This is a genomic window from Cupriavidus sp. OTU4054 (assembly GCF_038440175.1).
Taxonomy (GTDB): domain Bacteria; phylum Pseudomonadota; class Gammaproteobacteria; order Burkholderiales; family Burkholderiaceae; genus Cupriavidus; species Cupriavidus pauculus_D.
Genome location: NZ_JASATF010000043.1, coordinates 15089 through 40384, shown reverse-complemented (window position 1 = coordinate 40384; position 25296 = coordinate 15089). Strand labels below are relative to the sequence as shown.

Here is a 25296-nt window from a genome sequence, read left to right as displayed (position 1 = left end):
TGCCATACCGCCGACTTGCCGGCGGGCGGCCCCGCGCCGACCGCCGCCGGCGCGCTGCGCGCGCCGGTGGCCACGCCGCTGCTGGCCGCCCCGGCCGCACCGCAGGCCGATGCCCAGCAGCAGCAACCGGCCGCCCAGGCACAGCCTGCGGCCCTGGTTGCCCCGAAGCAGTAAAGAAACGCCATTACCGTAGCGTCTCGCCGTCGTGATTGACGATCACGATGGCCTGCAGCGTGGCAGAGTTTCTTCGCCTCGCGCACAATAAGTGTTTGCTGTGACGGTGCGCGCCCCGTGACGAACCTCGGGCGCGCGCCGGGGTCTCTCAAGAACAAGAAGCCGTAGCACCGCGTCATTCCTTCATTGGAGCCAGGTAATGCCCCACAATCTCAAAAATACCCTGAAGTCGTTCAAGATCGGCCGCAACGGTAGCGGCCAGTTCTATTCCCTGCCCCAGCTGGGCAAGGAGCTCGGCGTCGCGATCGAGCGCCTGCCTGTGTCGATTCGACTCGTGCTCGAGTCCGTGCTGCGCAACTGCGACGGCAAGAAGGTGACCGAGGAACACGTGCGGCAGCTGGCTCACTGGAAGCCCAACGCCGATCGCGTGGACGAGATCCCGTTCGTCGTGGCCCGCGTGGTGCTGCAGGATTTCACGGGCGTGCCGCTGCTCGCCGATCTGGCCGCCATGCGTAACGTGGCCGAGAAGATGGGCAAGAACCCCAAGAAGATCGAGCCGCTGGTGCCGGTGGACCTCGTGGTCGACCACTCGGTGCAGATCGACCACTTCCGCGAGAAGAAGGCGCTCGATCTGAACATGCAGCTCGAGTTCCAGCGCAACAACGAGCGCTACCAGTTCATGAAGTGGGGCATGCAGGCGTTCGACACGTTCGGCGTGGTGCAGCCCGGCTTCGGCATCGTCCACCAGGTGAACCTCGAATACCTGGCCCGTGGCGTGCACAAGAAGGGCGATGTCTATTATCCGGACACGCTCGTGGGTACCGATTCGCACACCACGATGATCAACGGCATCGGCGTGGTGGGCTGGGGCGTGGGCGGCATCGAGGCCGAGGCCGGCATGCTGGGCCAGCCCGTGTACTTCCTGACGCCGGACGTCGTGGGCGTGGAGCTGAAGGGCCGCCTGCGCGAGGGCGTGACCGCCACCGACCTCGTGCTGACGATCACCGAGATGCTGCGGCGCGAGAAGGTCGTGGGCAAGTTCGTCGAGTTCTACGGCGAAGGCACCGCGAACATCGCCGTGCCGGACCGCGCGACCATCGGCAACATGGCGCCCGAATACGGCGCGACCATGGGCTTCTTCCCGGTGGACGAGAAGACCATCGACTATTTCAAGGGGACGGGCCGCACGGACGAGGAAATCGCCGCGTTCGAAGGCTACTTCCGCGCGCAGGAACTGTTCGGCGTGGCCGGCCCGGGCGAGATCGACTACAGCGTGAACCTGACGCTGGACCTCGGCTCCGTGGCCCCGTCGCTGGCAGGCCCGAAGCGTCCGCAGGACCGCATCGAGATCGGCCACGTGAAGAGCACGTTCGCGTCGCTGTTCAGCAAGCCCGTCTCCGAGAACGGCTTCAACAAGAAGCCCGAGGAACTGACGGCGCAGTACGAGACCTCCGACGGCGTGAAGGTGAAGAACGGCGACGTGCTGATCGCCGCCATCACCTCGTGCACGAACACGTCGAACCCGAGCGTGCTGCTGGCCGCGGGCCTGCTCGCGAAGAAGGCGGTGGAAGCCGGCCTGACCGTGGCGCCGCATATCAAGACCTCGCTCGCCCCGGGCAGCCGCGTGGTCACCGAGTACCTGACCAAGACCAAGCTGCTGCCGTACCTCGAGAAGCTCGGCTTCGGCGTGACGGCCTATGGCTGCACGACCTGCATCGGCAACGCGGGCGACCTGACCGCGCCGCTGAACGAGGCCATCGTCGAGAACGACCTCGTGGCCGCGGCCGTGCTGTCCGGCAACCGTAACTTCGAGGCGCGCATCCACCCGAACATCCGCGCCAACTTCCTGGCCTCGCCGCCGCTGGTCGTGGCCTACGCGATCGCCGGCACGATGACGCGCGACCTGATGACCGAGCCCGTGGGCAAGGGCAAGGACGGCCAGGACGTCTGGCTCGGCGATATCTGGCCGACGTCGGAAGAAATCCACGGCCTGCTGAAGTTCGCGCTGGATGCCAAGGTCTTCAAGAACAACTACGGCAAGGTCAAGGATCCGAGCCCGCTGTGGGCGAAGATCAAGGGCACGACGGGCCAGGTCTACGACTGGCCGGACTCGACCTACATTGCCGAGCCGCCGTTCTTCCAGGACTTCGACATCGAGCCGAAGGCCGCGAGCGCCAGCGTGCGCGGCGCCCGCGCGCTGGGCGTGTTCGGGGACTCCGTGACGACCGACCATATTTCCCCGGCCGGCTCGATCAAGGACACCTCGCCGGCGGGCAAGTACCTGCTCTCCCACGGCGTGCTCAAGGCCGACTTCAACAGCTACGGTTCGCGCCGCGGCAACCACGAGGTAATGATGCGCGGCACGTTCGCCAACGTGCGCATCAAGAACCTGATGATCCCGCCGAAGGCCGACGGCTCGCGCGTGGAAGGCGGCATTACGCTGCATCAGCCGACCGGCGACGAAATGTCGATCTACGACGCCGCGATGAAGTACATCGCCGAGGGCACGCCCACGGTGGTGTTCGGTGGCGAGGAATACGGCACCGGCTCGTCGCGCGACTGGGCGGCCAAGGGCACGCAACTGCTGGGCGTGAAGGCCGTGATCGCGCGCAGCTTCGAGCGGATTCACCGTTCGAACCTCGTGGGCATGGGCGTGCTGCCGCTGCAGTTCAAGGGCAGCGACAGCGCACAGTCGCTGGGCATCGTCGGCAGCGAGACGTTCGACATCGAGGGCATCGAGGGCGAACTGAAGCCGCAGCAGGATGTGGTGCTGGTGATCCATCGCAGCAATGGCGACACCCAGCGCGTGCCGGTGCTGCTGCGCATCGATACGCCGATCGAGGTGGACTACTACAACCACGGCGGCATCCTGCCGTTCGTGCTGCGCCAGCTGCTGGCGGCTTGATCGACCGCTGATCGACCGCTGATCGGCCACGGCGGCCACGGATCGGGGATTTTCTTAAGGGATTTCCCCGATCCGCCCCGTAAGTTCCACGCAAGCCGGCACTGCCAGACTGCCTCCTGACAATATAACGATTAGCCAGGAGACAGCATGGTCAAGATTGTGATCGCATTCGTGGTCGTCGCGGGCGCCGCCCTCTATCTGCTCACCAAGGGCGGAGACGACGTGTCCATCGCCGGCGAGCAGCACGGCACCGAAACCCACGCCCCCGCCACGCAGAAATAACCGCGCTGGCTGCCATCGTGCGGCATCCCCGCACTCGCGGATACACGAGAGGCCCGACTGGGGCCTTCTTTTGCCAACGCAGCGAGTAGAATACCGTTTTACGCAAAACAGACGGTTTCTATCTATGGCAGGTTTTCGTCCCAAGGCTTCCCCCCGACTCTCGCCCGACGCCGAACGGCTCGTGGCCGATGCACTGGCGCTCGACGCCTCGGGCAGCCGCATGGAGGACGGCTATTGGGAGCGCCGTCTCTCTCAGCGCCTCGGGCGTCTGTTGAAAAATGGCAGCCAGACCGCGCTCGACGCGGCGCTCGAACACCTGTTCAAGCACAATGCCGACGCCTCCGACGTGCTCGCGGAACAGGCCGAGACGCTCGCGGAGTCCGCGACGATCGAGGTGGACGGCGTGCGCTACGACGCGCTGCTGATCGCCGCGCCGATCCTGGCCCATACGCGTTATGCGATTCCGTCGGGCGCGCTCAAGGGCGACGTGGCCCAGACGCTGTCCGTGCATCTGCAGGCCCACGTGCTGGCCAACGGCACCAAGGTCGCGCTGTCGCCTTACCTGTACAGCATCGACCAGCTGCCGCGCACGCATAGCGATACCTTCGCACTGACCCACAAGCTGGCCGCCGCCGCGCTGGCGGGCGCCGTGCCCAAGGTCGATCTGCGCGACCTGCCGGAAACCGCCCCGATTCTCGCCGATCCGCGCTATCTGCTGGCCGTGGTCGTCGCCCCGCACGAAGGCGCGCTGTTCCGCTGGCAGGAAGACGCCAAGGAGCACCACGCCGAGCGTTCGGTCTGCCTCGAACAATGGCGCACGCAGGTGCAACCGTCGGTGGCGATGATGCTGCCGGGCTGCGAATTCGAGCTTCTGCTGCCGGACGCGTTCTTCCTGTCCTGCCGCGAGTCCGACAAGAGCATTCGTCCGCTGACCGTGCGCGCGGCCGTCAACTACCTGAGCGGCACGCTCGATATGCCGGCCGGTCAGCTGGCCGCCGTGGTCGCGTCGTTCGGCGAGGAAGTGGTCGAGGAATACCGCGTGGGCTTCACGATCCGCGGCGAAAAGGACGTGATCTACGGCATCGTCTGGCCCGTGTATGGCCGCGAGGCGGGCGAGGTGGATGCCGAGGAAAAGGGCAATCCGCTCGAGCAGATCTGCGAGGAACTGCGTAACGTCGGCGTGGAAGACATCTTCCGCCACGCCGCGCTGTTCGATCCCGAGTACTGCGAGGACTGCGGCACGCCGCTCTACGCCGATCGCACCGGCGAGATCGTGCATGCGGAACTGCCCGAAGACGCGCCGACGCAGCAGCCGTTATTTCACTGAGCCGCTCGGTGGGACCTTCGGTGGGCTGCTCACGCAGCGCCACAGATCGTGGCCCGATGCGCCGTACTTGCGCTCGAACGGCGTCATCGGGACGGCGGGCAGCCACGGTTCCGTGACCGCCGGGCGGCCCACCATCTCCAGCGCGGCCGCGAACTCGTCGATATAGATCTTCCAGTTGCTGCGGCATTCGAGATAATCGCCCAGCGCCGCCAGCGCGGGAAACACCGCGTGGCCCTGCCAGCGCCGCCCCAGATGCCCGATCTTCGGCCACGGGTTCGGGTACAGCACGTAATGGCGCGCCACCGGCACCCCCTCCGCCACGAGCATGCGCCAGACATCGACGAGGTCCGCGCGCGCCCAGTGGTAATTGCCGGGCATCTTCCCTTCCCACCAGTCCTTGCCCGCGGTCAGCCGTTTTTCGGATTGATCGACGCCGATCACGAAGTGGTCCGGATAGGCGCGCGCGAGGCGCAGCGTGCTCTCGCCGACGCCACATCCGGCATCGAGGATCAGCGGCCTATCCCCTCCCCCACCGCCCGCGCGGCGCCATGCGGACAGCGCCTCGTCCATGGCGTGACGGCTGGCGTCGCCGATGGGCTTGCGGAACGGCTCGGCGAGGTGGCGGGCCACGCGCGCGGCCAGATGATCGTGGATATCGGTCTGCGCGGAGGCGATGGTGCGGGAATTGGCGAACATGGGCGCCGATTTTACTGGCAACCGGCGGGCATTCGTAACTGGCCGGCGCGCTCGCGTCGATGTAAGTTTGGCGGCACAATGCCGAGTTGACGACCGCAGAGGAGCTTCCGATGAAGATCTATCACCAAGTTGGCCAACGGTTCGCACGCGCCGCCGCGGCACTCGCGCTCGGCACGGCCCTGCTGGTCCCGGGCCATGCGGCCCTGGCCGAAGACCTGCGCGTGGGCCTCGCCGCCGACGTCACATCGATGGATCCGCAATGGAACAACGCGGGCCCGAACAATGCCATCGCGCTGCATGTGTTCGAGTCGCTCGTGTTCATGGACAAGAACGCACGCTATATCCCCGGCCTCGCGCTGTCGTGGAAGCCCGTCAATCCCACCACGTGGGAGATCAAGCTGCGGCCGAACGTCAAATGGCATGACGGCTCGCCGTTCACGAGCGCCGACGTGAAGGCCTCGCTCGAGCGCCCCGAGAAACTCGTGAACAGCCCCGGCACGTTCACGAGCTACACCAAGCCCATCAAGAGCATCGACACGCCCGACGCGCTCACGGTCCGGCTGACGATGAACGTGCAGAACTACGCGAACCTCGCCAACGACCTGAACAGCGTGCCGATCCTGCCGAAGGCGGTGGCCGCCACGCTCACGCAGGCGGACTTCGACTCGGGCAAGCTGATGATCGGCACGGGGCCGTTCAAGTTCGTGCGCTTTGCGCGCGGGCAGGAAATCGTGATGCAGCGTAATCCCGATTACTGGGGACCGAAGGTCGACTGGGACCGCGTGACGTTCCGCATCCTGACCGACAACGGCGCGCGCACGGCCGCCCTGCTCTCTGGCGATGTGGACGTGATCGAATCCGTGCCGGCGGCAGACGTCGCGCGCCTCAAGCAGAACACCAAGTTCCGCATCGAGCAGCAGGTATCGTGGCGCACGATCTTCTGGCAGATGGACCAGTCGCGCGACAATCCGCCGTTCGTCACCGACAAGGCCGGCAAGCCGCTGGGCAAGAATCCGTTCAAGGATGCGCGTGTGCGGGCCGCCATCAGCAAGGCGCTCAATCGCGATGCGATCGTCAGCCGCATCATGGAAGGGCTCGCGGTGCCGGCCTCGTCGATCGTGTCGCCGCAGATCTTCGGGCATCCGGGGACGAAGCCCGATGCGTACGATCCCGAAGGCGCGAAGAAACTGCTCGCCGCCGCGGGATATCCGAATGGTTTCGGGCTCACGCTGCATGCGACCAACAACCGCTATCTGAACGACAACGCGGTGGCGCAGGCCACGGCCGCGATGCTGACGCGTATCGGCATTCAGACCAAGGTGGAAACGATGCCCGTGGCCGCGTACTTCACGCGCGCGCGTCAGGGCGAGTTCTCGTTCCAGATGCTGGGATGGGGCTCGGCGGCCGCGGACGTGGCATTGCGCTCGATTACCGGCACGCCGAATCCGCAGACGGGCTACGGCACGTGGAACTGGGGCAAGTACAGCAATCCGCAGCTGGACAAGCTTATCGAGACCTCGCTGACGACGGTCAGCAGCGACAAGGCGCGCGAAGAGAACGCGCGCGCGGCGGCAAGGTTCGCGCTCGACGACCACGCGATCATTCCCTCGCATAGCCAGCTGGCGATGTGGGCGATGCGCAAGGGCGTTCGCTACGAGGCCCGCACGGACGAGTGGTCGCTCGCGCAGTTCTTCCACAAGGAGTAACGGCGAAGGTGCCCGCGCGGGGCACCCTTTCCGTCAGATCACGAGCCGCGCTTCCTGCCGCGCATTCGCCGCGCGCAGCTTCTTCACCCAATCCTTCGCGGGCAATCTGGTCGTCGCCTCGACGACCTCGGCCCGTGCCTCGATCGTGTCCCACGACACATCGATACGCGGGCCGTTGAAAGCCATCGCGATGATGTTGCCGTCGTGGACTTCCGGAAACACGAGCACGCGATTGTCGAAGGCTTCGCAGATGCGCACGATGTTCTTCGGAAAACTCTCGTGGTCGCCGAACAGGTTGATCGTCATCACGCCCGGCGCCTTGAGCACGCGCCGGCATGCGTTGTAGAACGCGGTGGTGTCGAGCACGGGGCCGCGCGCGGTGGCATCGTACAGGTCCACCTGCAGCGCGTCGATGCTCGCGATGTTCGCGCGATCCATCACGAAGTCCCACGCGTCCTGCTCCCGCACGGTCAGACGCGCATCGTCCTCGCGCAGGCCGAACATGCTGCGTCCCGCGATGATCACCGCGGGATTGAGTTCGACGGCCGTCACCTTCGCGCGCGCGAAATGGCGATGGCAGAACTTGGTCAGCGCCGCGGCGCCAAGCCCGAGCTGCGCCACATGGAAGCCGTCGGCGGACGGCGACTGGAACAGCAGCCACGCCATCATCTGCTGCGCATATTCGAGCTCGATGGCATCGGGCTTGCGCAGGCGCATCGCACCCTGCACCCACTCGGTACCGAAATGGAGATAGCGCACGCCGTCCATCTCGGAGAACGTCACCGGCGCGAAGCGCGGCGTCATGCGGGATTCGTCGCCGAAGTCGTGGCGCGCGGCGCGCGGTTCGCGCGTACCCTCGCTGGAGCGGGTGCCCCGGGCGGGACGGCGGGAGGCCACCGCCTCGATCGATTTGCGTTTCAGAAGCGTCATATTGCGGAGGAATGCGCCAATGGCGCGTGAAATCATTCAGCCCAGCGCCGATTGCGCGCGCTGCAGCCATTCGCGATTGTGCTCGCGGGCATGACGCGGCCAGTGGCGCGCGTCGTGGACGATCTCGGTATAGAGCGCCTTTGCGCGTTCCCGGTCCGCTGCGTCGGGCTGTTTGGCCAGCCAGTCTGCGAACAGGCAACGTGCCGCCACGTCGCTGGCGCTCGTCAGCGCCTGCTCGAAGGCAGCCCGGGTGCCATCGGCACCGAGCACCGCGAGCGTGCGCGCATAAAGCAGTGTCGGATCCGACTGCTCGCGCGAGATCGGATTGACCTCGAACAGCCGCTCCAGCGTCTGCCGCGCGGCCGCGTGCTGGCCCGTGGCGAACTGGGCGCGGCCCAGGCCGAGCAGCAGCGCCGGATCGGCGGCGAACGGCCCGTTCGCGGCGGCCTGGTAGTGCTCGAGCGCCTCGGCCGGATTGCCGGCATCGAGCAGCGCGGCGCCCAGGCGCATACGGGCATCGACGGTGGGGGCGCGATCGAACGCGTCGCGCGCCTCGCGCACGGCACGGTTCGGATCGACGATCTGCCGGATGGCGCGGCCGGCCGCCCGGGCCCCGCGCGTCTGGCGCAGGCTCGGCAGATAAATGGCGAAGCAATACACGATGCTGCCGAGGCCCGGGAAAATGAACAGCAGCAGCAGCCAGTACATGTTCTGGTGGGTACGCACGGCATGCACGGCGAAGAAGATCGCCACGATGACATGCAGGCCGATACCACCGAATCCGAGGTAAGAAGACATGGATCAATCCGAAATCGGGTTTAGCACGCGGCGCGGGTCGGGAAGACGGAATGCGGCGCCACGGACGCGATTGTGACAGATGCGGGCCGGCTGGCTCTCGCCGGGCGCGGCACGCCCCTGTCTTTGGTCTCTCGGTGGCCACTAAAGTTTTCGCAGTTTCGTGCCGTTCTCCGTGACAGGCTCTTCCCTCGACAGGATTACAGCAATGACCAGCGTCTCCGGCACCAGCCTCGCCAACATCACGCCACAGGTCCTGACGCCGCGCGACACCATCGCCGCGCAGCAGGCCTCCAATAAGTCAGCGGCCACTTCCACCCCGGACGCCGCCACCGGCACCACCACGGGCGAAGCCGACCGCAGCGGCCGCATCCAGGGCCCCACCCTCGCCGGCGGCGCAGCCTCGGCCGGCGGCGCGGCACAGGGGACCGAGGACGACAGCAACGAGTCGGTCACGATCAAGACGATCAAGGAGATGATCGAACAGATCCAGAAACAGCTGGCGGTGGTGCAGCAGCAGATCCAGAGTATCCAGTCGAGCGACATGGACGAACGCCTCAAGGCGACGCAACTGGCCGGCTTGCAGGGGCAGGCCAACACGCTGCAGGGCGCGTTGAAGGCGGCCATGGCGAAGCTGGCGGAGGCGATTCAGCAGGAAAGTGGCAGCATGGTGGGGAACAACGTCGATACGACGGTCTGAATCCGCCCCCCCCCCTTCGACCCGCCTCGTCCCGCCTCGACCCGCCTTTTCCGATCCGGCCCTACGGATCCTTGCGCGGCGCCAACCACGGCGCCGCGTAGCCCCGCCCCCGACCTCCCCCCTCCCTCGCCAGCCATTTCAACTTCCGTTGAACCGCTATCGCTGCGCGCCTCTGCGTTTCTTAAGCTGATCAGGCAGCCGTAGTGCTGCGTCGGGGCGTGAACACCGCGTCCCATTGCCGCCCCCTTCCTGTTCACGCCAAAGGAGCGCCTTCCATGGGCCAACATCGACTCAATGCCGAAGTGCTATGCGATCACGCAACACCGGACCAGATGTCCGCGTTCCGCATGCATATGGACCTGACCTTTCCCGTCGAAGACCTGGGCATGCTGCACGGCCTGCTGAAGGACGACCACTGGGAAGCATTCTCCGACTATTTCTGCAGGCGGTATCCACAGCACCGGCAACTGATCGAAACCTGGTGCGCGGGCAGCGCGCGACGCCGCGCACAGGGCCGGCATGGCGCCGATGCCGCCACGATGGCTGCCGCCGTCTGACACGACGCATGCATGCGCCGCGGCGAACGACGTCCCGGCGCGTGTCGCCATGCCTGCCATGTCCAGCCATGTCCCAATGCCGCGCGGCGCAAGCGTGGCGCTCGCCTGCACCTGCCTGTACCTGCGCATCATTCTCGTAACGGTCCTCTTCGAAGTCCTGCAACCGCTCCTCCCTCTCATCGGCCGCGATCTCGCCCTCGGCCCGGACTTGCTGCAATCGCTGCTCTCGGCGGCAACGATCATGACGGCGGGTGTCTCCCTGCTTGGCCACCCGATTGTCGACCGTGTGGGCCGACGGACAATGGTGACGATGAGTGCAGTGCTCGTTTGCGCGCTCGGACTGCTGAGCACGGCGGTGACTTCCGGCCTTGGCTACGCCGTTATCTTGCCTGCCATACTCGTCGTGAACGCCATGGGCTCAATTGCCGCACGGGCGTTGCTGCGCGACCTATCCGGCGCGGAAGGTTATGGAAAGGTATATGCATACGGGCAGGCCGCGCTGGAAACGGCGTGTACCGTGGCACCGCTTGCCGCGGGTGTCATGGCAGTCGCGTGGGGCTGGCGTACGACCTTCGCCGTGTTCTGTATCGCGTTGCTGCTGATCGTGCCGATGATCGGATGGTTCGTCCCCGCGCTCGCAGGGACGAGAGAGCGCACTCGCACATGTCGCGCGCGACGTCACGGCACCGGGCAGGTTTGGTGGCACCATCCATCGCTCCCGCCGATCGCGCTGTTATGCGCAACGCATGCCGGCTACACCGCGCTGCTGGTGGCCGCACCATTCCTGTTGATGGACCGCTTCGACATGTCCGTCGTTGCAGTCGGTGCTGTACTGTCCGGCTTCGCCTGCGTCGGCGTCACCGGCTACCTCGCCACTGGCGCACTGATGGCGCGTATCGCCCCGCTTCGCTGCATGCGCGCCGGCGTGTTCCTGCAGGGCGTATGCGCATGCGCACTGATCGTGCTGACCGTGCAGCCACACGTCTCGCTACCGCTGTTCATGCTCGCGCTCGCGACCGCACAACTCGGCTTTTGCATGGTCGTACCCACAGCAAACGCCCGAGCGATGGATGTGCCGGAAGACAGTCGCACCGCCATCGCAGGCACGCTCAACGGATTTCTGGCACTGGTCGGCGGTGCGGCGGCGCTGGTTGCCAGTCTGGCATACGACGGTACGGCGGCATCGCTTGCCATCGTGTATGCCGTCGCGGCACTGGCGGCGGCCGGCGTGCTTCGCATGGGATTCAGTCAAGCACATCGAGCGCCTGACGAAGGCGCTCACTGAATCGTGATCAGACGAGGCTGACTTCGAGATGCCGGCCTAGCGTACCAAGGGCCGTTTCCAGCGATTCAACACGCGTCGCGTGGTTCATCTTCAGCATTCGGTCCACCTGGACTTGATTGATGCCCATTCGGCGTGCCAGGTCGGATTTGCGTACTTTCTGCGCCAACATTTCGTTAGCGAGTAGCACCTTGGTGGCCGTCAGTACCGGCAACTGGACCACCCGCTGGCCTCGCTTCGGCTTGGAGGGCATAGGGATAGGCCGCTTCTCCGCGAAATAGATCTCGAAGGCCGCTTCCAGCGCATCCAAGGCTTGTGTCAGTGCATCGTCTTCCGATTCCCCTGCCGTGATGGCTTCTGGCACGTCCTTGAAGGTAACCAGCAGCGTGCCATTGTCATCGGGCGTCAAATTCACTGGATACGCAAACATGGGAACTCCTGTCGTGGATGGCGAAGAACTGCCGCAAGAACGAGGGGCGAGCATCGCGTCATTTGATCCCGAGCTGCTTCTTGATGGCTTCGACGAGGCCGGTACCGATTTCCTTGGCGCCGTGATCAGGGAAGATCGTTGTCTTGCCATTCAGGGTGACTCGGTAGTGGCTGGAACCAGCCTTGTGCTTCTCGAACGTCGCACCCTGCCTGGCCAGCCAGCGTCGGAACTCGCTGTACTTCATGTATCCCCCGTTTGATGTGGGGGCTAGCGGATAATACAACACCTATGTTGTATTACGCAAGACGCGACAACCCATCAGGCGGAGCAGTGTGCTCCATCATTTTGCGGGGAGATGTGGTTCGTGACGTCATGCGGGCCGCTGCCGAGCACCGCTTCGGCACCGGTGTGAAAGCTCAGCGGAGATCGAATGGCTGATGGGTTGCCGCGATCCGCGCGCAGAGGGCGGAACAGTAAAACTACTGACAACGGTGTCTAGGGAAAGCAGCCGTACCGTCGCGTCACGCGGCAAGGCACGCTCGCAGGCGAAGCCATTCCGACAGCTTCGCCTGATAGGGCACCGCCGCGTAAGCGGGACTACTGGACGGCAACCGCATGACCCGATAGCGCTCCGTCAGCGACCCGAGCGCGCGCGTGCCGATCTTCTCTGCGGTGCCGCCATTGAACGCAATCACTTCCAGCTTCGGCAATGTCTCGATCAACGCGACCAGGTCATTGCTCGCATGATTGCGAATGCTGCTGTCCAGACTGCCTGTGCGCTGCGCTTCCGCTACCACGTCCCAAAGCCCGATGCGATGCTGCAAGAGCGTTTGAAGACGGCTTGCGTACTCCATGCCGACGAGATCCCGTTCGAGGATCTCGCTCATCAGATGCCAGAAGCGGTTCTGCTTGTGCGCGTAATACTGGCTCTGCGCGAGCGAGACTTCGCCCGGCAGGCTGCCGAGGATCAGGACGCGTGTGTTCGCGTCCACCACCGGGGGAAAGCACCGTTTGGTCGTCAATGTGCCCTCACCCCGGCGTTCGTTCCGCTACCTCAGGCCAGCAGACGGTTCACGCGTTGCACGTACGCCGCCGGATCGTCCAGCATCCCGCCCTCCGCCAGCAGCGCCTGATCGAACAGCACCCGCACGCGGTCGCCGAAGGCTTCGCCGTCGGGGATGTCGCGCAGCTTCTTCACCAGCGCATGCTCCGGGTTCAGCTCGAGGATCGGCTGGGCGTCGGGGGCCTTCTGGCCGGCCTGCTTGAGCAGGCGTTGCAGATAACCGCTCATGTCGCCGTCGTCGGACACCAGGCACGAGGCCGATTCGGTCAGGCGCAGCGTCACGCGCACGTCCTTGGCCTTGCCCTCGAGCACGGTCTTGGCGCGGTCTACCACTTCCTTCCATTCGGTCTCGGCCTTCTCCTGCTCGGCCTTCTCCTCGGCATCGGCCAGCGAGCCGAGGTCGAGGTCGCCGCGCGCGACGGAGACGAGGTCCTTGCCATCGAACTGGTTCAGGAACGACAGCATGTATTCGTCCACGCGCTCGGTCAGCAGCAGGACTTCGATACCCTTCTTGCGGAACACCTCGAGGTGCGGGCTCGACTTGGCCGCGGCGTACGTGTCGGCCGTGACGTAGTAAATCTTGTCCTGCCCTTCCTTCATGCGGCCCACGTACGCGGCGAGCGACACCGATTGCTCGGCCGTCTCCGCATGTGTCGACGCAAAGCGCAGCAGCCTGGCGATCCGCTCGGTGTTTGCATGATCCTCGCCCGTGCCTTCCTTCAGCACCTGGCCGAACTGTTCCCAGAACGTCGTGTACTTGGCGCGATCGGCTTCGTCCTCGCTGTCCGCCAGCGACTCCAGCATCGACAGCACGCGCTTCGTGCAGCCTTCGCGAATCGCCTTCACATCGCGCGACTCCTGCAGCAGTTCGCGCGACACGTTCAGCGGCAGGTCCGCCGAGTCCACCACGCCCTTGACGAAGCGCAGGTACGCCGGCAGCAGCTGGTCCGCATCGTCCATGATGAACACGCGCTTCACATACAGCTTGAGGCCGGCCTTGTGATTGCGATCGAACAGATCGAACGGCGCACGCGCGGGAATGTACAGCAGCTGCGTGTATTCGCTGCGCCCTTCCACGCGATTGTGCGTCCACGTCAGCGGCGCCTGGTTGTCGTGCGACAGGTGCTGATAGAACGCCTGGTATTGCTCGTCGGTGATATCGCTCTTGTTACGCGTCCAGAGCGCGCTCGCCTGGTTCACGCTCTCCCACTCGCCCGTGACCTTGTGCGTGCTCGACTCCGCGTCCCACTCTTCCTTGGGCATGCGAATCGGCAGCGAAATATGGTCCGAGTACTTCTGGATGATATGGCGCAGGCGGTAGGCGGACAGGAAGTCGTCCTCGCCCTCGCGCAGATGCAGCGTGATGGTGGTGCCGCGCTCGGCGCGCGAGATCGCGTCGATCGTGAATTCGCCATCGCCCGCGCTTTCCCAGCGCACGGCCTCGTCGGCCGCCAGGCCCGCGCGGCGCGTTTCCACCGTGACCTTGTCCGCGACGATAAATGCCGAATAGAAGCCCACGCCAAACTGGCCGATCAGCGCCGCATCCTTTTGCTGATCGCCCGAGAGTTGCTGAAAGAACTCCTTCGTGCCCGAACGCGCGATCGTGCCGAGGTTGCGAATCGCCTCGTCGCGGCTCATGCCGATACCGTTGTCGGTGATACGAAGCGTGCGCGTGGCGGCGTCGGCTTCGATGCGAATGGCCAGATCGGCGTCGTTCTCGAGCAGCGACGGATTGGCAATGGCCTCGAAGCGCAGTTTGTCGGTGGCGTCGGAGGCGTTGGATACCAGCTCGCGCAGGAAAATTTCCTTGTTGCTGTACAGCGAGTGGATCATCAGGTGCAGCAGCTGCTTCACTTCCGCCTGGAAGCTCATCGTCTCGTGCGGCGCGGTCATGGTTCTCCTCTTGAAAACGAAACAATCGACAGGTCAATGCCCCGGCCGGTCAAAGCAGCGCGGGGTCGATGTGCGGTGAAATAGGGACGCGGCCCGGGGATTTCAAGGCCGGCGGTCGAGCTGGCCGGCCAGAAACCGCAGCATCCCGGGATCCGAACTGCTGGCCACGTTGAACCGCATCCAGCCCGACGGCAGCTGCGACGGCGAGAACAGGCTGCCCGGCGCGAACAGATACCCCTCCTCGTGGCCGGCCGTGGCAATGGCATTGGTGTCCACGCCCGTATCGGCCCACAGGTACATGCCGGCCGACTGCCCCGGGAACATGCGCAGGCCCAGATCCTCGAGCGCGCGCCGGGTCTCGTCCCGCGCGCGGTCCAGCCGCATGCGCACGCGTTCCACGTGCTTGCGGTAGTGGCCCTCGGTCAGCACCTTGTAGAGCACGCGCTCGTTGATCTCGGGCGTGGCCATGCCGGTCAGCAGCTTGCTGTCGGTCAGCGTGACCGCGAGGTCCGGGCTGGCCGCGATAAAGCCCACCCGCAGGTTGGCCGCGAGCGTCTTGGAAAAACTGCCGAGGTAGATCACGCGGCGCAACTGGTCGAGGCTGGCCAGCCGCGTCGCCGCATGGCCGGGCGGGCACAGGTCGCAGTAGATGTCGTCCTCGACGATCAGGAAGTCGTACTGCTCGGCCAGTTGCAGCAGCCGGAACGCGCGCGCCGCGGAAAGCGAGGTGCCGGTCGGGTTGTGCAGCACGGAATTGACCACGAACAGCTTGGGCCGATGCGCCTGCACGATGCGCTCGAGCGCTTCCAGATCCGGCCCATCGGGCGTGTACGGCACGCCGATCACCTGGGCACCCTGCGCGGCAAAGCGCGCGAACATCACGAACCACGCGGGATCGCCCACGAGGACCGCATCGCCGGGATGCAGGAACTGCCGCGCGATCAGGTCGAACGCCTGCGTGATGCCCGACGTCATGACGATCTGCTCGGGTGTGACCCCGATCTCGAGCTCTTCCAGCCGCGTCCGCAACTGCTGCCGCAGCGGCAGAAAGCCCTGGGGCGTGCCGCTGGCGAGGAAGTGATTGCCGGGCTGGCGCCCCAGACCGCGCAGCGCGCTGCCGACGAGCTCGCCGTCGAGCCAGTCGTTGGGCAGGAACCCCCACCCGGGCGCCTTGTGAGGCTCCGCCGAGTGGAACATGCTGCGCAGCAGCCATGTGACGTCAATGGCACGCGAGGTCGGCGGCGTGGCCGCGATGGCCGCCGCATGCTGGCTCGCGCGCTCCCGCACGTAAAAGCCCGAACCGCGGCGCGACTCGAGGTAGCCGAGCGCGACCAGCCGCTCGTAGGCTTCCACCACCGTAAAGCGGGAGATGCCCTTTTCCTGCGCCAGTTGCCGGATGGAGGGCATGCGCATGCCCGCGCGGAACACGCGCTCGTCGATGCGCAGCCGGGCCCATTCGGTCAGCTGCTCGACCAGCGTCATCTGGGCCGATGGCACCGGGTCGGGCAGGCGCTCGGTCCCGGGCATGACGAGACGCAAGGATCGGGCGCCAGCGCTAGCTTTTCCGGCGCCTTTTTCACTATCCTTGCGGTCTTGGCCGGCACGCTCGGTGCCGTCCTGGATGCTTTCCATGTGGTGCTCCCGCAACTGTACAGAATACGATCCGCAGAACTGTACCGGTACTGTACCGAGAACCTTGTCTACCATCAACCCACGATGACACTCGCCCTCGACCACCTCGTGATTGCCGCGCCGGACCTCGACACCGGTGCCGACTACGTAGCCGCCGCGCTCGGCGTTGCGCCGGCCGGCGGGGGCGCCCATGCGCGCATGGGCACGCACAACCGCGTGCTCGGCATGTATGGCGGCGTCTATCTCGAAGTCATCGCCATCGATCCCGCGGCAACGGGCCAGCACGCGCCCGAGCGGCCACGCTGGTTCGGTCTCGATGGCGAACTCGTGCAGCAGCGCCTGCGCGACGGCCCGTTCCTGCTGCACTGGGCTGCGCGCGTGGAACGCCCCGCCGACCTGTCGCGCTGGCAGGCGCAGTATCCGGACCGCATCGCCCCCGCCATTCCCATGTCGCGCGGCCATCTGCACTGGCGCCTCACGGTGCCGGACGACGGCTCGCTGCCCGCGTGGCGCGGCGAGGCGGCCAGCGCCGGCGAGGGCGTGTTCCCGACGCTGATCCAGTGGGACGTGGCCGACTATCCCGGCAGGAGCCTGCCGCGACAGGACCTCGCCCTGCGCAGGCTGCACGGCAGCCATCCGCATGCGGAACTGCTGCGCCAGGGCCTCGCGTGGATCGGCGCCGACCACCTGATCGCGATCGAACAGACCGATGGCGTGCCGTTGCTGCGCGCCGAGATCGAAACCCCGAACGGCGTGAAGACGCTGCAGTAGCCCCAGCACCCAGAAGAACGGAGACCCCGGATGTCCGCCCCCACCCGCAAGCGCTTCGACGACGATGCCTACCTGACCTCGTGCGAGGCCACCGTGATCGCCGCGAGCGACGACGGCATCGAACTCGACCAGACCGTGTGCTACGCGCGCAGCGGCGGACAGGCTGGCGACACCGGCACGCTCACGCTCGCCGACGGCAGCACGCTGGCGATCGCCGATACGGTCTACGCCGACGATCGCACGCGCATCGTGCACGTGCTGGCATCCGATTCCCCCTCGAACCCAGCCCGCCCCGCCGTGGGCGATCGCGTGACGGTGACCATCGACTGGACGCGCCGCCATCGCCTGATGCGCCTGCACACGTGCCTGCATCTGCTGGGCTCGCTGATTCCCGTGCCCGTGACGGGCTGCGGCATCTCGCCCGACTCCGCGCGCATCGACTTCGATCTGCCCGAGTCGACGCTCGACAAGGCGGACCTGACCACACGGCTCAACGCCCTGATCGACGCGCAGACGGAACTGCGCATCGACCGCATCACGCCGGAAGCGCTCGCCGCGCAGCCCGACCTCGTGCGCACGATCGGCGCCGCGCCGCCGGCCGGTACCGAGACCATCCGCATCATCGAGATTCCCGGCGTCGATCGCCAGCCGTGCGGCGGCACGCATGTGGCCAACACGCGCGAGATCGGCGCGATCGTCGTCACGAAGATCGAGAAGAAGAGCCGCACCAACCGACGCGTGGTCGTGAATTTCGCATGAACAACGCCTGGCTTGCCGGTCTGCCCCCCGAACAGTTTCTCGCGCTCGTCACGCTGCTGGTCGTCGGTACGTTCACCCCCGGCCCGAACACGACCATCGCCGCCGTCACCGGCGCGAACTTCGGCGCGCGCGCCACGTTGCCGCACAGCCTCGGCGTATCGATCGGGTTCGCGAGCATCGTCGCGCTCTGCGCGGCCGGTGTCGGCGCGCTGATTCTCGCAAGCCCGTGGCTCGCCACGCTCATCCACGTGGCCGGCGTGATCTATCTGCTGTGGCTCGCGGCACGCATCGCACGCGGCACCAGGCTCTCGGAGAAGCAGGTCCTGCGCCCGATGACCGTGTGGCAATCGGCGGCGCTGCAGTACGCGAACATCAAGGCGTGGATGCTGTCGCTGGCCGTCGCCGCGTCCTATATGGCTGGCGCGCCCTCGACGCTCCATCGCGCGGCGCTTGTCAGCGCGGTGTTCGCGACGCTCGGTTTTATCAGCAACGGGTTCTACGGCGTGCTCGGCGCGTCGCTGCGCCAATGGCTCTCGCACGGCAACCGCGTGGCGTGGTTCAACCGGATCATGGGACTCGCGCTCGGCGCCACGGCGCTGTGGATCGCCATGGGCGCCCGCCCCGGTGCCCATTAGCACGACGACGGAGACCTGCGCCATGACACAACACACGAACACCCCCGCCGGCGGCGGCATGCTGCTGGGATTCATCGGCGTGGCCATCTTCAGCCAGACGCTGCCGTTCACGCGCATGGCCGTGGCCGAGTTCGATGCGCTATTCGTGGCGCTCGGGCGCGCGGTCATCGCCGCCGTGCTCGCACTCGGCCTGCTGGCCCTGCGCGGCGCGCTGGCGGCGGACCGGCGGCCGCGCGGCCGGCAATGGGCGCGGCTGATCGTCACGGCCGTCGGCGTCGTGGCCGGTTTCCCGGTGTTCTCGTCGCTGGCCATGCGCGAGGTACCCGCCGCGCACGGCGCGATCGTCATCGGCCTGCTGCCGCTGGCCACGGCCGTGTTCGCCGCATGGTTCGGGCAGGAGCGCCCCTCGTTCGCCTTCTGGCTGTCCGCGCTGGCGGGCAGCGCGCTCGTGGTCGGCTTTGCGCTGTGGCAGGGTGCGGGCGGCCTGCAGCACGCCGACTGGTATCTGTTCGCGGCCGTGGTGCTCGGCGCGCTCGGCTATGCCGAAGGCGGCAAGCTCTCGCGCGAACTCGGCGGACTGGAAACCATCAGCTGGGCGCTCGTGGTGTCGCTGCCGCTGCTGCTTCCCGTGGTGGGCTGGCTCGCGCACGCGGACGCCGCCGCCATTGCCGCCGCGTCTCCGCGCGCATGGCTCGGCATGGCCTATGTGTCGGTGTTCTCGATGTTCGTCGGCTTCCTGTTCTGGTACGCCGGACTGGCAAAAGGCGGCGTGGCCCGCGTCGGCCAGATACAATTGCTGCAACCGTTTCTTACACTCGCGGGCGGCGCCCTCATTCTGGGCGAGCCGCTCGACGCCGCGACGATCGGTTTTGCCATCGCGGTCATCGCCGTGGTGGCGCTGGGCCGGCGGGCGGCCGTGGGCGGCGCGGCCCCGGCAGGCCAGCCAGGTCCTGGCCCGGATGCCAGACCGAATACCAGCCTGAACACCCGCCTCGATACCCGGCCCACGGCCCCGGGACGTTTTCACTGAAGGAGAATGCATGTCCGTCTATGACACCCTCTCGCGCCTCGGCGTGGAACTGCCCACCGCGGGCGCACCGGCCGCCGCCTACGTGATGGCCGCGCAGACCGGCAACACGGTCTTCCTGTCGGGCCATATCGCGAAGAAGGATGGCAAGCCCTGGGTCGGCAAGCTCGGCAAGGACGTCGATACCGAAACCGGCAAGGCCGCCGCGCGCGCGATCGCCATCGACCTGCTCGCCACGCTGCACGCCCATGTGGGCGACCTGAACCGCGTCACGCGCATCGTCAAGGTCATGAGCCTCGTCAACTCGACGCTCGAGTACACCGAACAGCATCTGGTGACCAACGGCTGCTCGGAATTCCTCGTGGAGGTGTTCGGCGACAAGGGCAAGCATGCGCGTAGCGCGTTCGGCGTGGCGCAGATTCCGCTCGGCGCCTGCGTCGAGATCGAAATGATCGTCGAAGTGAAGTAACCTAGCACCCCCACACGATTCACCCCCACGACCAGTAGAGACACATCATGAAATGGGCTATCTCCCGCCGGGCACAGCAACTGACCAGCTCGGCCATCCGCGAAATCCTGAAGGTCACCGAGCGTCCGGAAGTCATTTCCTTCGCCGGCGGCCTGCCCTCTCCGGCATCGTTCCCGGTAGCGGCAATGGAAGCCGCGGTAGCCCGTGTATTCGCCGACAACCCGCAGGCCGCGTTGCAGTACGCCTCCACGGAGGGGTATCTGCCGCTGCGCGAGTTCGTGGCGAAGCGCTACAACGTGGGGGTGGAGCGCGTGCTGATCACGACCGGCTCGCAGCAGGCGCTCGACCTGATCGCGAAGGTCATGATCGACCCGGGCAGCCCCGTGCTGGTCGAGACGCCGAGCTACCTCGGCGCGCTGCAGGCCTTCTCGCTGTTCGAACCCGAATTCGTGTCGGTGCCGACCGACGAACGCGGCCTGCTGCCCGAGGCGCTGACGCGTGAACTGACCAACGGCGCGCGCTTCCTGTACGCGCTGCCGAACTTCCAGAACCCGACCGGCCGCCGCCTGCCGCTCGAGCGCCGCCAGGCGCTGATCGCGCGCGCGAAGGAACTGGACCTGCTGATCGTGGAAGACGATCCGTACGGCGAACTGAGCTACACCGGCGACCAGCTGCCGACGCTGCTGTCGATGAACCCGGACGGCGTGATCTACATGGGCTCGTTCTCGAAGATCCTGGCCCCCGGCCTGCGCCTCGGCTTCGTGATCGCCCCGCCCGAGCTGCATTTCAAGCTATGCCAGGCCAAGCAGGCCTCGGACCTGCACACGCCCAGCTTCACGCAGCGCCTCGCGTACGAGAGCGTGCGCGACGGCCTGCTCGAGCGCCATATCCCGACCATCCGCGACCTGTACGGCAAGCAGTGCGAGTGCATGCTCGACGCGCTGACGCGCCATATGCCCGCGGGCGTGACGTGGAACCGCCCCGAAGGCGGCATGTTCATCTGGGTTGAGCTGCCCGAAGGCCTGGACAGCATGAAGATCCTCGAGGAAGCCGTGCGCCGCAACGTGGCCTACGTGCCGGGCGCGCCGTTCTATGCGGGCGCGCCGCGCAAGAACACGCTGCGCCTCGCGTTCGTGACGGTACCGCCGGAACGCATCGAGCAGGGCGTGACGATCCTTGGCGAGCTGTTCCGCGAAGCGATCGCGCAGGCCGCGCCGCAGGCCCGCGCGGCCTGATCGAACGATCGACCGATCGACCTCACATAGCGAACACGGGAACCCGCGCGATGGCACAGCCAGACTTCGGTGCAGACGACGGACAGGGCCAGGGCATGCTCCGCATCTGGGGCCGGCTCTCGTCGATCAACGTGCAGAAGGTGGTCTGGTGCGCGCGCGAGCTGCACCTCGACCACGAACGCATCGATATCGGCCACGTGCGCGGGGAGCTGGACACCGAAGCCTATGTGCGGCTCAACCCGAACCGCCTGATTCCCGTGATCGAGGATTTCCGCGGCACGGACGTCGGTGGCGAACCGTTCGTGCTGTGGGAGTCGAACGCGATCGTGCGCTATCTGTGCGCGCGCTATGGCGAGGGCACGCTGTGGCCCGCCGACGTCAAGGCGCGCGCGTCCGCGGACCGGTGGATGGACTGGCAGACGACCGCTTTCAGCCCCGCCATGGGGCCGGCCTTCCTGAACCTCGTGCGTGCGCCGGCCGACGCCCGCGACGACGCCGTGATCGCGGCCTCGTGCGCCCGTACCGAGCCGCTCGCGGCCATGCTTGACGCCGCGCTCGAAGGCAAGGAATTCATCGGCGGCGACCGCTTCACCATGGCCGACATCTCGCTCGCCTGCGCCGCCCATCGCTGGTTCGGCACACCCGCGCCCCACGCCGCGCGACCGCATCTCGAGCGCTGGCTTGCCGCCATGCGCGCCCGCCCGGCCGCAACCGGCATCCTCGTCCTCCCCCTCCAGTAATTTCCCTAGAAATCGAACGCGCGTTTGAGGTGTACCCTCCCGTTGGGTCCCAGGAACGTGCGTCGCGATGCCCTCGCTCCCCCGAGCAAACCCTGATCCCTGAATCCGATTCACGGAGTCCGTGACCGGAATTTGGGCCGTTCGCGATAGACCGCTCCTTAAAATCCGACATTTGCCATACAAGCGGCGGTCGCCGCACGTGGCAAAACGGTCGTCCAGGCACAAAGAGGCAAGGCGGCCGCCAACACCAGAGGAGGAGTCATCGTGTGGAGTCAAGTCTATGACCCGCTAGGCAATATGGCGCTGTCGACCATTGCCGCGGGTGTCCCTGTCGCCGTGCTGCTCGCGGCGCTCGCATTTTTCCATCTGCAGGCCCACTTCGCCGCCGGCCTGGCGCTGGTGGTCGGTGTCATCGTGGCGTCGTTCGTGTTCGGCATGCCGGCGGAGATGGCCAGCAAGGCGGCCGGTCTCGGCATCGTATCGGGCCTGTTCCCGATCGGCTGGATCGTGCTCAACATCATCTTCCTGCACCGGCTCACCACCCTGAACGGCTCATTCAAGGTGTTGCAGAACTCGATCTCGGGCATCACCGAGGATCGCCGGCTCCAGCTGCTGCTCGTGGCCTTCAGCTTCGGCGCGTTCTTCGAAGGCGCGGCGGGCTTCGGCACGCCGGTGGCGGTGACCGGTGCGATCCTGATCGGCCTCGGCTTCTCGCCGCTCGCGGCATCGGGCCTGGCGCTCATCGCCAATACCGCGCCCGTGGCCTTCGGTGCGCTCGGTGCGCCGATCATCGGCCTGTCCGCGGTCACGGGCCTGGAGCAGACCGCGCTGTCCGCGATGATCGGCCGCCAGCTGCCGTTCTTCTCGGTGCTCGTGCCGTTCTGGCTGATCTGGGCGTTCGCGGGCTTCCGCGGCATGCTCGCGATCTGGCCCGCGATTCTCGTGGCCGGCGTCAGCTTCGCGATTCCGCAGTTCCTCGTGTCGAACTTCCATGGCCCGTGGCTCGTGGACGTGATTTCGGCCCTGATCTCGATGGGCTGCCTGGCAGGCTTCCTGAAGATCTGGCAGCCGAAGGAAATCTGGACCTCGACCAAGATTCTCGGCCGCGATGACGACTCGAAGGTCGATCACGCGGAAGCGATCGAGGCCGATGCCAGGGCGACCGCTGCGTCGGCGGGCATCTCGGTGGTCAAGGCATGGATGCCGTGGGTCATCCTCACCGTTTTCGTATTTATGTGGGGGATCCCGGAGTTCAAGAAGCTGATGGACGGCCTGTGGCAGTGGAAATTTCCGATTCCGGGCCTCGACAAGATGGTCCTCAAGGGGCCGCCCGTGGTGCCGAAGGAAACCGCCGAAGGCGCGGTCTTCACGTTCAACGTGCTGTCGATGGCCGGTACCGGCATCCTGGTATCGGCCATCGTCGGCGGCCTGCTGATGGGCTACTCGGTGCCGCGCCTGATCAAGGAGTACTGGGAGACGATCAAACTCACGCGTTACTCGCTGCTGACGATCTGCGCGATGTTCGGCATCGGCTACCTGACCCGTTATTCGGGCCTGGACGCGACGCTCGGCCTCGCGTTCGCGCAGACGGGCGTGCTGTACCCGCTGTTCGGCACGATGCTGGGCTGGCTCGGCGTGGCGCTGACCGGTTCCGACACGGCCTCCAACGTGCTGTTCGGCGGCCTGCAGAAGACCACCGCGGAGCAGCTGGGCCTGTCGCCGATCCTGATGGCCTCGGCCAACAGCTCGGGCGGCGTGATGGGCAAGATGATCGACGCGCAGTCGATCGTCGTGGCCTCCACCGCGACGAAGTGGTACGGCCACGAGGGCGACATCCTTCGCTACGTGTTCTTCCACTCGATCGCGCTCGCGATTCTGGTCGGACTTTTCGTAACGCTCCAGGCCTATGTGCCGCCGTTCACGCACATGGTCGTTCATTGAATTTGCACTTCCCTGCTCGCGTCAGCGGGCAGGACACCTTCGATGCCGCCTCGGTCTGCGCCGGGCGGCATTTTTGTTTGCGCGTCACTTTGCGTTCGTTTTAAAGAAACAGCGATTCATCGAGGCCGCGACGGCAACGAGAATGCATAGGTCTTCGCCATTCCGCCCCCGCACCATCATGCACACGCGCTTAATCCATCCCGTCTTTCACCATTCCAACGTTCCCCATCCCGACTTGCGCGGCCCTCGCCGGATCGCGCGCGCCGCGGCTGTCATCGCCGCCGCGGTGTCTTGCCTCGCCCCCATCGGCGCGCACGCAGCCGGTTCCGCCGACCTCACCGTAACCGGCGTCATCCGTCCCGCTGCCTGCAGTACCGCCCTGTCCGGCGGTGCCATCGCGGATTTCGGCACCATCTCCGCGCGCGCATTGAGCGCGACCGCGGCCACGGTGCTGCCCGCGCAGATCGTGACGCTGACCATCACCTGCAACACGGCCACGAAGGTCGGCATCACCACCACCGACAACCGCGCCGGCACCGTCAACGAGGCCGCGGGCACCGCGCTGATTTCCACGCCGGGGTACACGTTCGGGGTCGGCGCGATCGGCGGCAAGACCATCGGCGCCTATTCGCTGATGCTCGGCTCCAATGCCGGCGTGCAGGCCACGGCCGATGGCGCCAGCGTGACGGCCGTCTATTCGCAGGATGGCGGCAAGCAATGGATCAGCTCGCTGCTGGGGCCCGCGCAACCGGGCGTGCGGCTGCACGCATGGGCGCCGTCGAGCTCCAGTCCCCCAGCCGCGTACAAGGTCATCACGCAACCGATCAAGGTCACGCTCGCACTGGGCAAGACCGGCGATCTGCCGCCGCTCGATCAGGAAGTGCAGATCGACGGCCTGGCCACGATCTCGCTCAGTTATCTGTAATCGCGCTACCATCGCGGGCTGATGGCAGACAACCGGGAGCCCCGCAGTGAAGATCAGATTGGCGCTGGCCGCAACGACATGCGCGCTGGCCACGGCGTGCAGCACGACGACACCCCCGCCGCCGGCCTCCACACGTCAGATGTCGACGTACGACATGTCCACCGAATACACGGTGGAGTATGTCGCGGATGGCTTCATGCTGACGATGAATTACCGCTACCCGGATTTCGTGTTGCGGCGTAGCACCGCGGAGACGCAGTGCCGGACCGTCGCGACGAACATCGCGAACAATCTGGCGGAGCGGCGTCAGCGGCTGATCGCCATGCCCGAGGCACAGCAGATCCGGACCGTGACGGAGAGAAAGTGGACGGGCGCGATGGCGACCTGCGCCGCCGTCGCGCACGTGGTGTGGCGTCAGTAAT

25 protein-coding genes are annotated in these 25296 nt (G+C 66.2%); 17 read left to right on the top strand and 8 right to left on the bottom strand.

Annotated elements, in window-relative coordinates:
- The first annotated feature begins 373 nt into the window (after positions 1-373).
- The 3 genes from acnA (at position 374) to AAHB16_RS30780 (ending at position 4688) form a co-directional block, all read left to right on the top strand.
- Positions 374-3079 (top strand): aconitate hydratase AcnA, encoded by a 2706-nt coding sequence (gene acnA, locus AAHB16_RS30790; protein ID WP_150371095.1) that lies wholly within the window; start codon positions 374-376, stop codon positions 3077-3079.
- 147 nt (positions 3080-3226) lie between these two features.
- On the top strand, positions 3227-3361 hold the full coding sequence (locus AAHB16_RS30785) for a hypothetical protein (RefSeq protein WP_258307836.1): 135 nt from the start codon (positions 3227-3229) through the stop codon (positions 3359-3361).
- Between the two features lie 124 nt (positions 3362-3485).
- Positions 3486-4688 carry a DUF2863 family protein gene (locus tag AAHB16_RS30780; protein ID WP_150371094.1) on the top strand — a complete coding sequence of 401 codons (1203 nt, stop codon included), beginning with the start codon at positions 3486-3488 and terminating at the stop codon, positions 4686-4688.
- Here the strand turns inward: AAHB16_RS30780 and trmB are convergent.
- Complete coding sequence (gene trmB, locus AAHB16_RS30775; RefSeq protein WP_342052770.1) at positions 4677-5384, bottom strand: tRNA (guanine(46)-N(7))-methyltransferase TrmB; 708 nt, start codon at positions 5382-5384, stop codon at positions 4677-4679. The genes AAHB16_RS30780 and trmB overlap by 12 nt on opposite strands.
- Positions 5385-5494: 110 nt before the next feature.
- Between trmB and AAHB16_RS30770 the strand changes: the two genes are divergently transcribed.
- On the top strand, positions 5495-7090 hold the full coding sequence (locus AAHB16_RS30770; protein WP_342052769.1) for an ABC transporter substrate-binding protein: 1596 nt from the start codon (positions 5495-5497) through the stop codon (positions 7088-7090).
- Positions 7091-7123: 33 nt separating this feature from the next.
- Here AAHB16_RS30770 and AAHB16_RS30765 read toward each other — a convergent pair whose 3' ends face one another.
- The gene (locus tag AAHB16_RS30765; protein WP_342052768.1) at positions 7124-8020 is read right to left on the bottom strand and encodes a spermidine synthase; all 897 of its coding nucleotides are present in this window, start codon (positions 8018-8020) and stop codon (positions 7124-7126) included.
- A gap of 36 nt (positions 8021-8056) precedes the next feature.
- On the bottom strand, positions 8057-8818 hold the full coding sequence (locus tag AAHB16_RS30760; protein WP_150371090.1) for a tetratricopeptide repeat protein: 762 nt from the start codon (positions 8816-8818) through the stop codon (positions 8057-8059).
- Positions 8819-9023: 205 nt separating this feature from the next.
- On the opposite strand from AAHB16_RS30760, the gene AAHB16_RS30755 reads away from it, so the two are divergent.
- The 3 genes from AAHB16_RS30755 (at position 9024) to AAHB16_RS30745 (ending at position 11357) form a co-directional block, all read left to right on the top strand.
- Positions 9024-9515 (top strand): hypothetical protein, encoded by a 492-nt coding sequence (locus AAHB16_RS30755; protein ID WP_342052767.1) that lies wholly within the window; start codon positions 9024-9026, stop codon positions 9513-9515.
- Between the two features lie 275 nt (positions 9516-9790).
- On the top strand, positions 9791-10072 hold the full coding sequence (locus AAHB16_RS30750; RefSeq protein ID WP_342052766.1) for a hypothetical protein: 282 nt from the start codon (positions 9791-9793) through the stop codon (positions 10070-10072).
- Between the two features lie 49 nt (positions 10073-10121).
- Positions 10122-11357, top strand: a complete 1236-nt coding sequence (locus tag AAHB16_RS30745; RefSeq protein WP_342052765.1) for an MFS transporter — start codon at positions 10122-10124, stop codon at positions 11355-11357.
- Positions 11358-11364: 7 nt separating this feature from the next.
- Here AAHB16_RS30745 and AAHB16_RS30740 read toward each other — a convergent pair whose 3' ends face one another.
- From AAHB16_RS30740 to AAHB16_RS30720, 5 genes are all read right to left on the bottom strand, one after another.
- On the bottom strand, positions 11365-11784 hold the full coding sequence (locus AAHB16_RS30740; protein ID WP_150371086.1) for a type II toxin-antitoxin system HicB family antitoxin: 420 nt from the start codon (positions 11782-11784) through the stop codon (positions 11365-11367).
- A gap of 58 nt (positions 11785-11842) precedes the next feature.
- A complete protein-coding gene (locus AAHB16_RS30735; RefSeq protein ID WP_342052764.1) occupies positions 11843-12028 on the bottom strand; it encodes a type II toxin-antitoxin system HicA family toxin in 186 nt (61 codons plus the stop codon).
- A 277-nt stretch (positions 12029-12305) separates the two neighbouring features.
- Entirely contained in the window at positions 12306-12806 is a 501-nt protein-coding gene (locus tag AAHB16_RS30730) for a DNA-deoxyinosine glycosylase (protein WP_342052763.1), read from the bottom strand.
- 32 nt (positions 12807-12838) lie between these two features.
- Positions 12839-14740, bottom strand: coding sequence for a molecular chaperone HtpG (htpG, locus tag AAHB16_RS30725; RefSeq protein WP_342052762.1), 1902 nt, complete (start codon positions 14738-14740; stop codon positions 12839-12841).
- A gap of 102 nt (positions 14741-14842) precedes the next feature.
- Entirely contained in the window at positions 14843-16267 is a 1425-nt protein-coding gene (locus tag AAHB16_RS30720) for an aminotransferase-like domain-containing protein (protein WP_342052771.1), read from the bottom strand.
- Between the two features lie 189 nt (positions 16268-16456).
- On the opposite strand from AAHB16_RS30720, the gene AAHB16_RS30715 reads away from it, so the two are divergent.
- From AAHB16_RS30715 to AAHB16_RS30670, 10 genes are all read left to right on the top strand, one after another.
- A complete protein-coding gene (locus tag AAHB16_RS30715; RefSeq protein WP_150371081.1) occupies positions 16457-17143 on the top strand; it encodes a VOC family protein in 687 nt (228 codons plus the stop codon).
- 30 nt (positions 17144-17173) lie between these two features.
- Positions 17174-17902 (top strand): alanyl-tRNA editing protein, encoded by a 729-nt coding sequence (locus tag AAHB16_RS30710; RefSeq protein WP_342052761.1) that lies wholly within the window; start codon positions 17174-17176, stop codon positions 17900-17902.
- Positions 17899-18537, top strand: coding sequence for a LysE family translocator (locus AAHB16_RS30705; protein ID WP_150371079.1), 639 nt, complete (start codon positions 17899-17901; stop codon positions 18535-18537). Before AAHB16_RS30710 ends, AAHB16_RS30705 begins: the two co-directional genes overlap by 4 nt.
- 22 nt (positions 18538-18559) lie before the next feature.
- Positions 18560-19567 (top strand): DMT family transporter, encoded by a 1008-nt coding sequence (locus AAHB16_RS30700; RefSeq protein ID WP_342052760.1) that lies wholly within the window; start codon positions 18560-18562, stop codon positions 19565-19567.
- A 10-nt stretch (positions 19568-19577) separates the two neighbouring features.
- A complete protein-coding gene (locus tag AAHB16_RS30695; RefSeq protein ID WP_150371078.1) occupies positions 19578-20033 on the top strand; it encodes a RidA family protein in 456 nt (151 codons plus the stop codon).
- Positions 20034-20080: 47 nt separating this feature from the next.
- Positions 20081-21268, top strand: a complete 1188-nt coding sequence (locus AAHB16_RS30690) for an aminotransferase-like domain-containing protein (protein ID WP_342052759.1) — start codon at positions 20081-20083, stop codon at positions 21266-21268.
- A gap of 95 nt (positions 21269-21363) precedes the next feature.
- On the top strand, positions 21364-22008 hold the full coding sequence (locus AAHB16_RS30685) for a glutathione S-transferase family protein (RefSeq protein WP_150373715.1): 645 nt from the start codon (positions 21364-21366) through the stop codon (positions 22006-22008).
- 264 nt (positions 22009-22272) lie between these two features.
- Positions 22273-23949, top strand: a complete 1677-nt coding sequence (locus AAHB16_RS30680) for an L-lactate permease (RefSeq protein ID WP_150371076.1) — start codon at positions 22273-22275, stop codon at positions 23947-23949.
- 235 nt (positions 23950-24184) lie between these two features.
- Positions 24185-24874: a DUF1120 domain-containing protein gene (locus AAHB16_RS30675; protein ID WP_191002177.1), complete on the top strand. Its 690-nt coding sequence runs from the start codon at positions 24185-24187 to the stop codon at positions 24872-24874.
- A 46-nt stretch (positions 24875-24920) separates the two neighbouring features.
- Complete coding sequence (locus AAHB16_RS30670; RefSeq protein ID WP_342052758.1) at positions 24921-25295, top strand: hypothetical protein; 375 nt, start codon at positions 24921-24923, stop codon at positions 25293-25295.
- Position 25296: the final 1 nt, after the last annotated feature.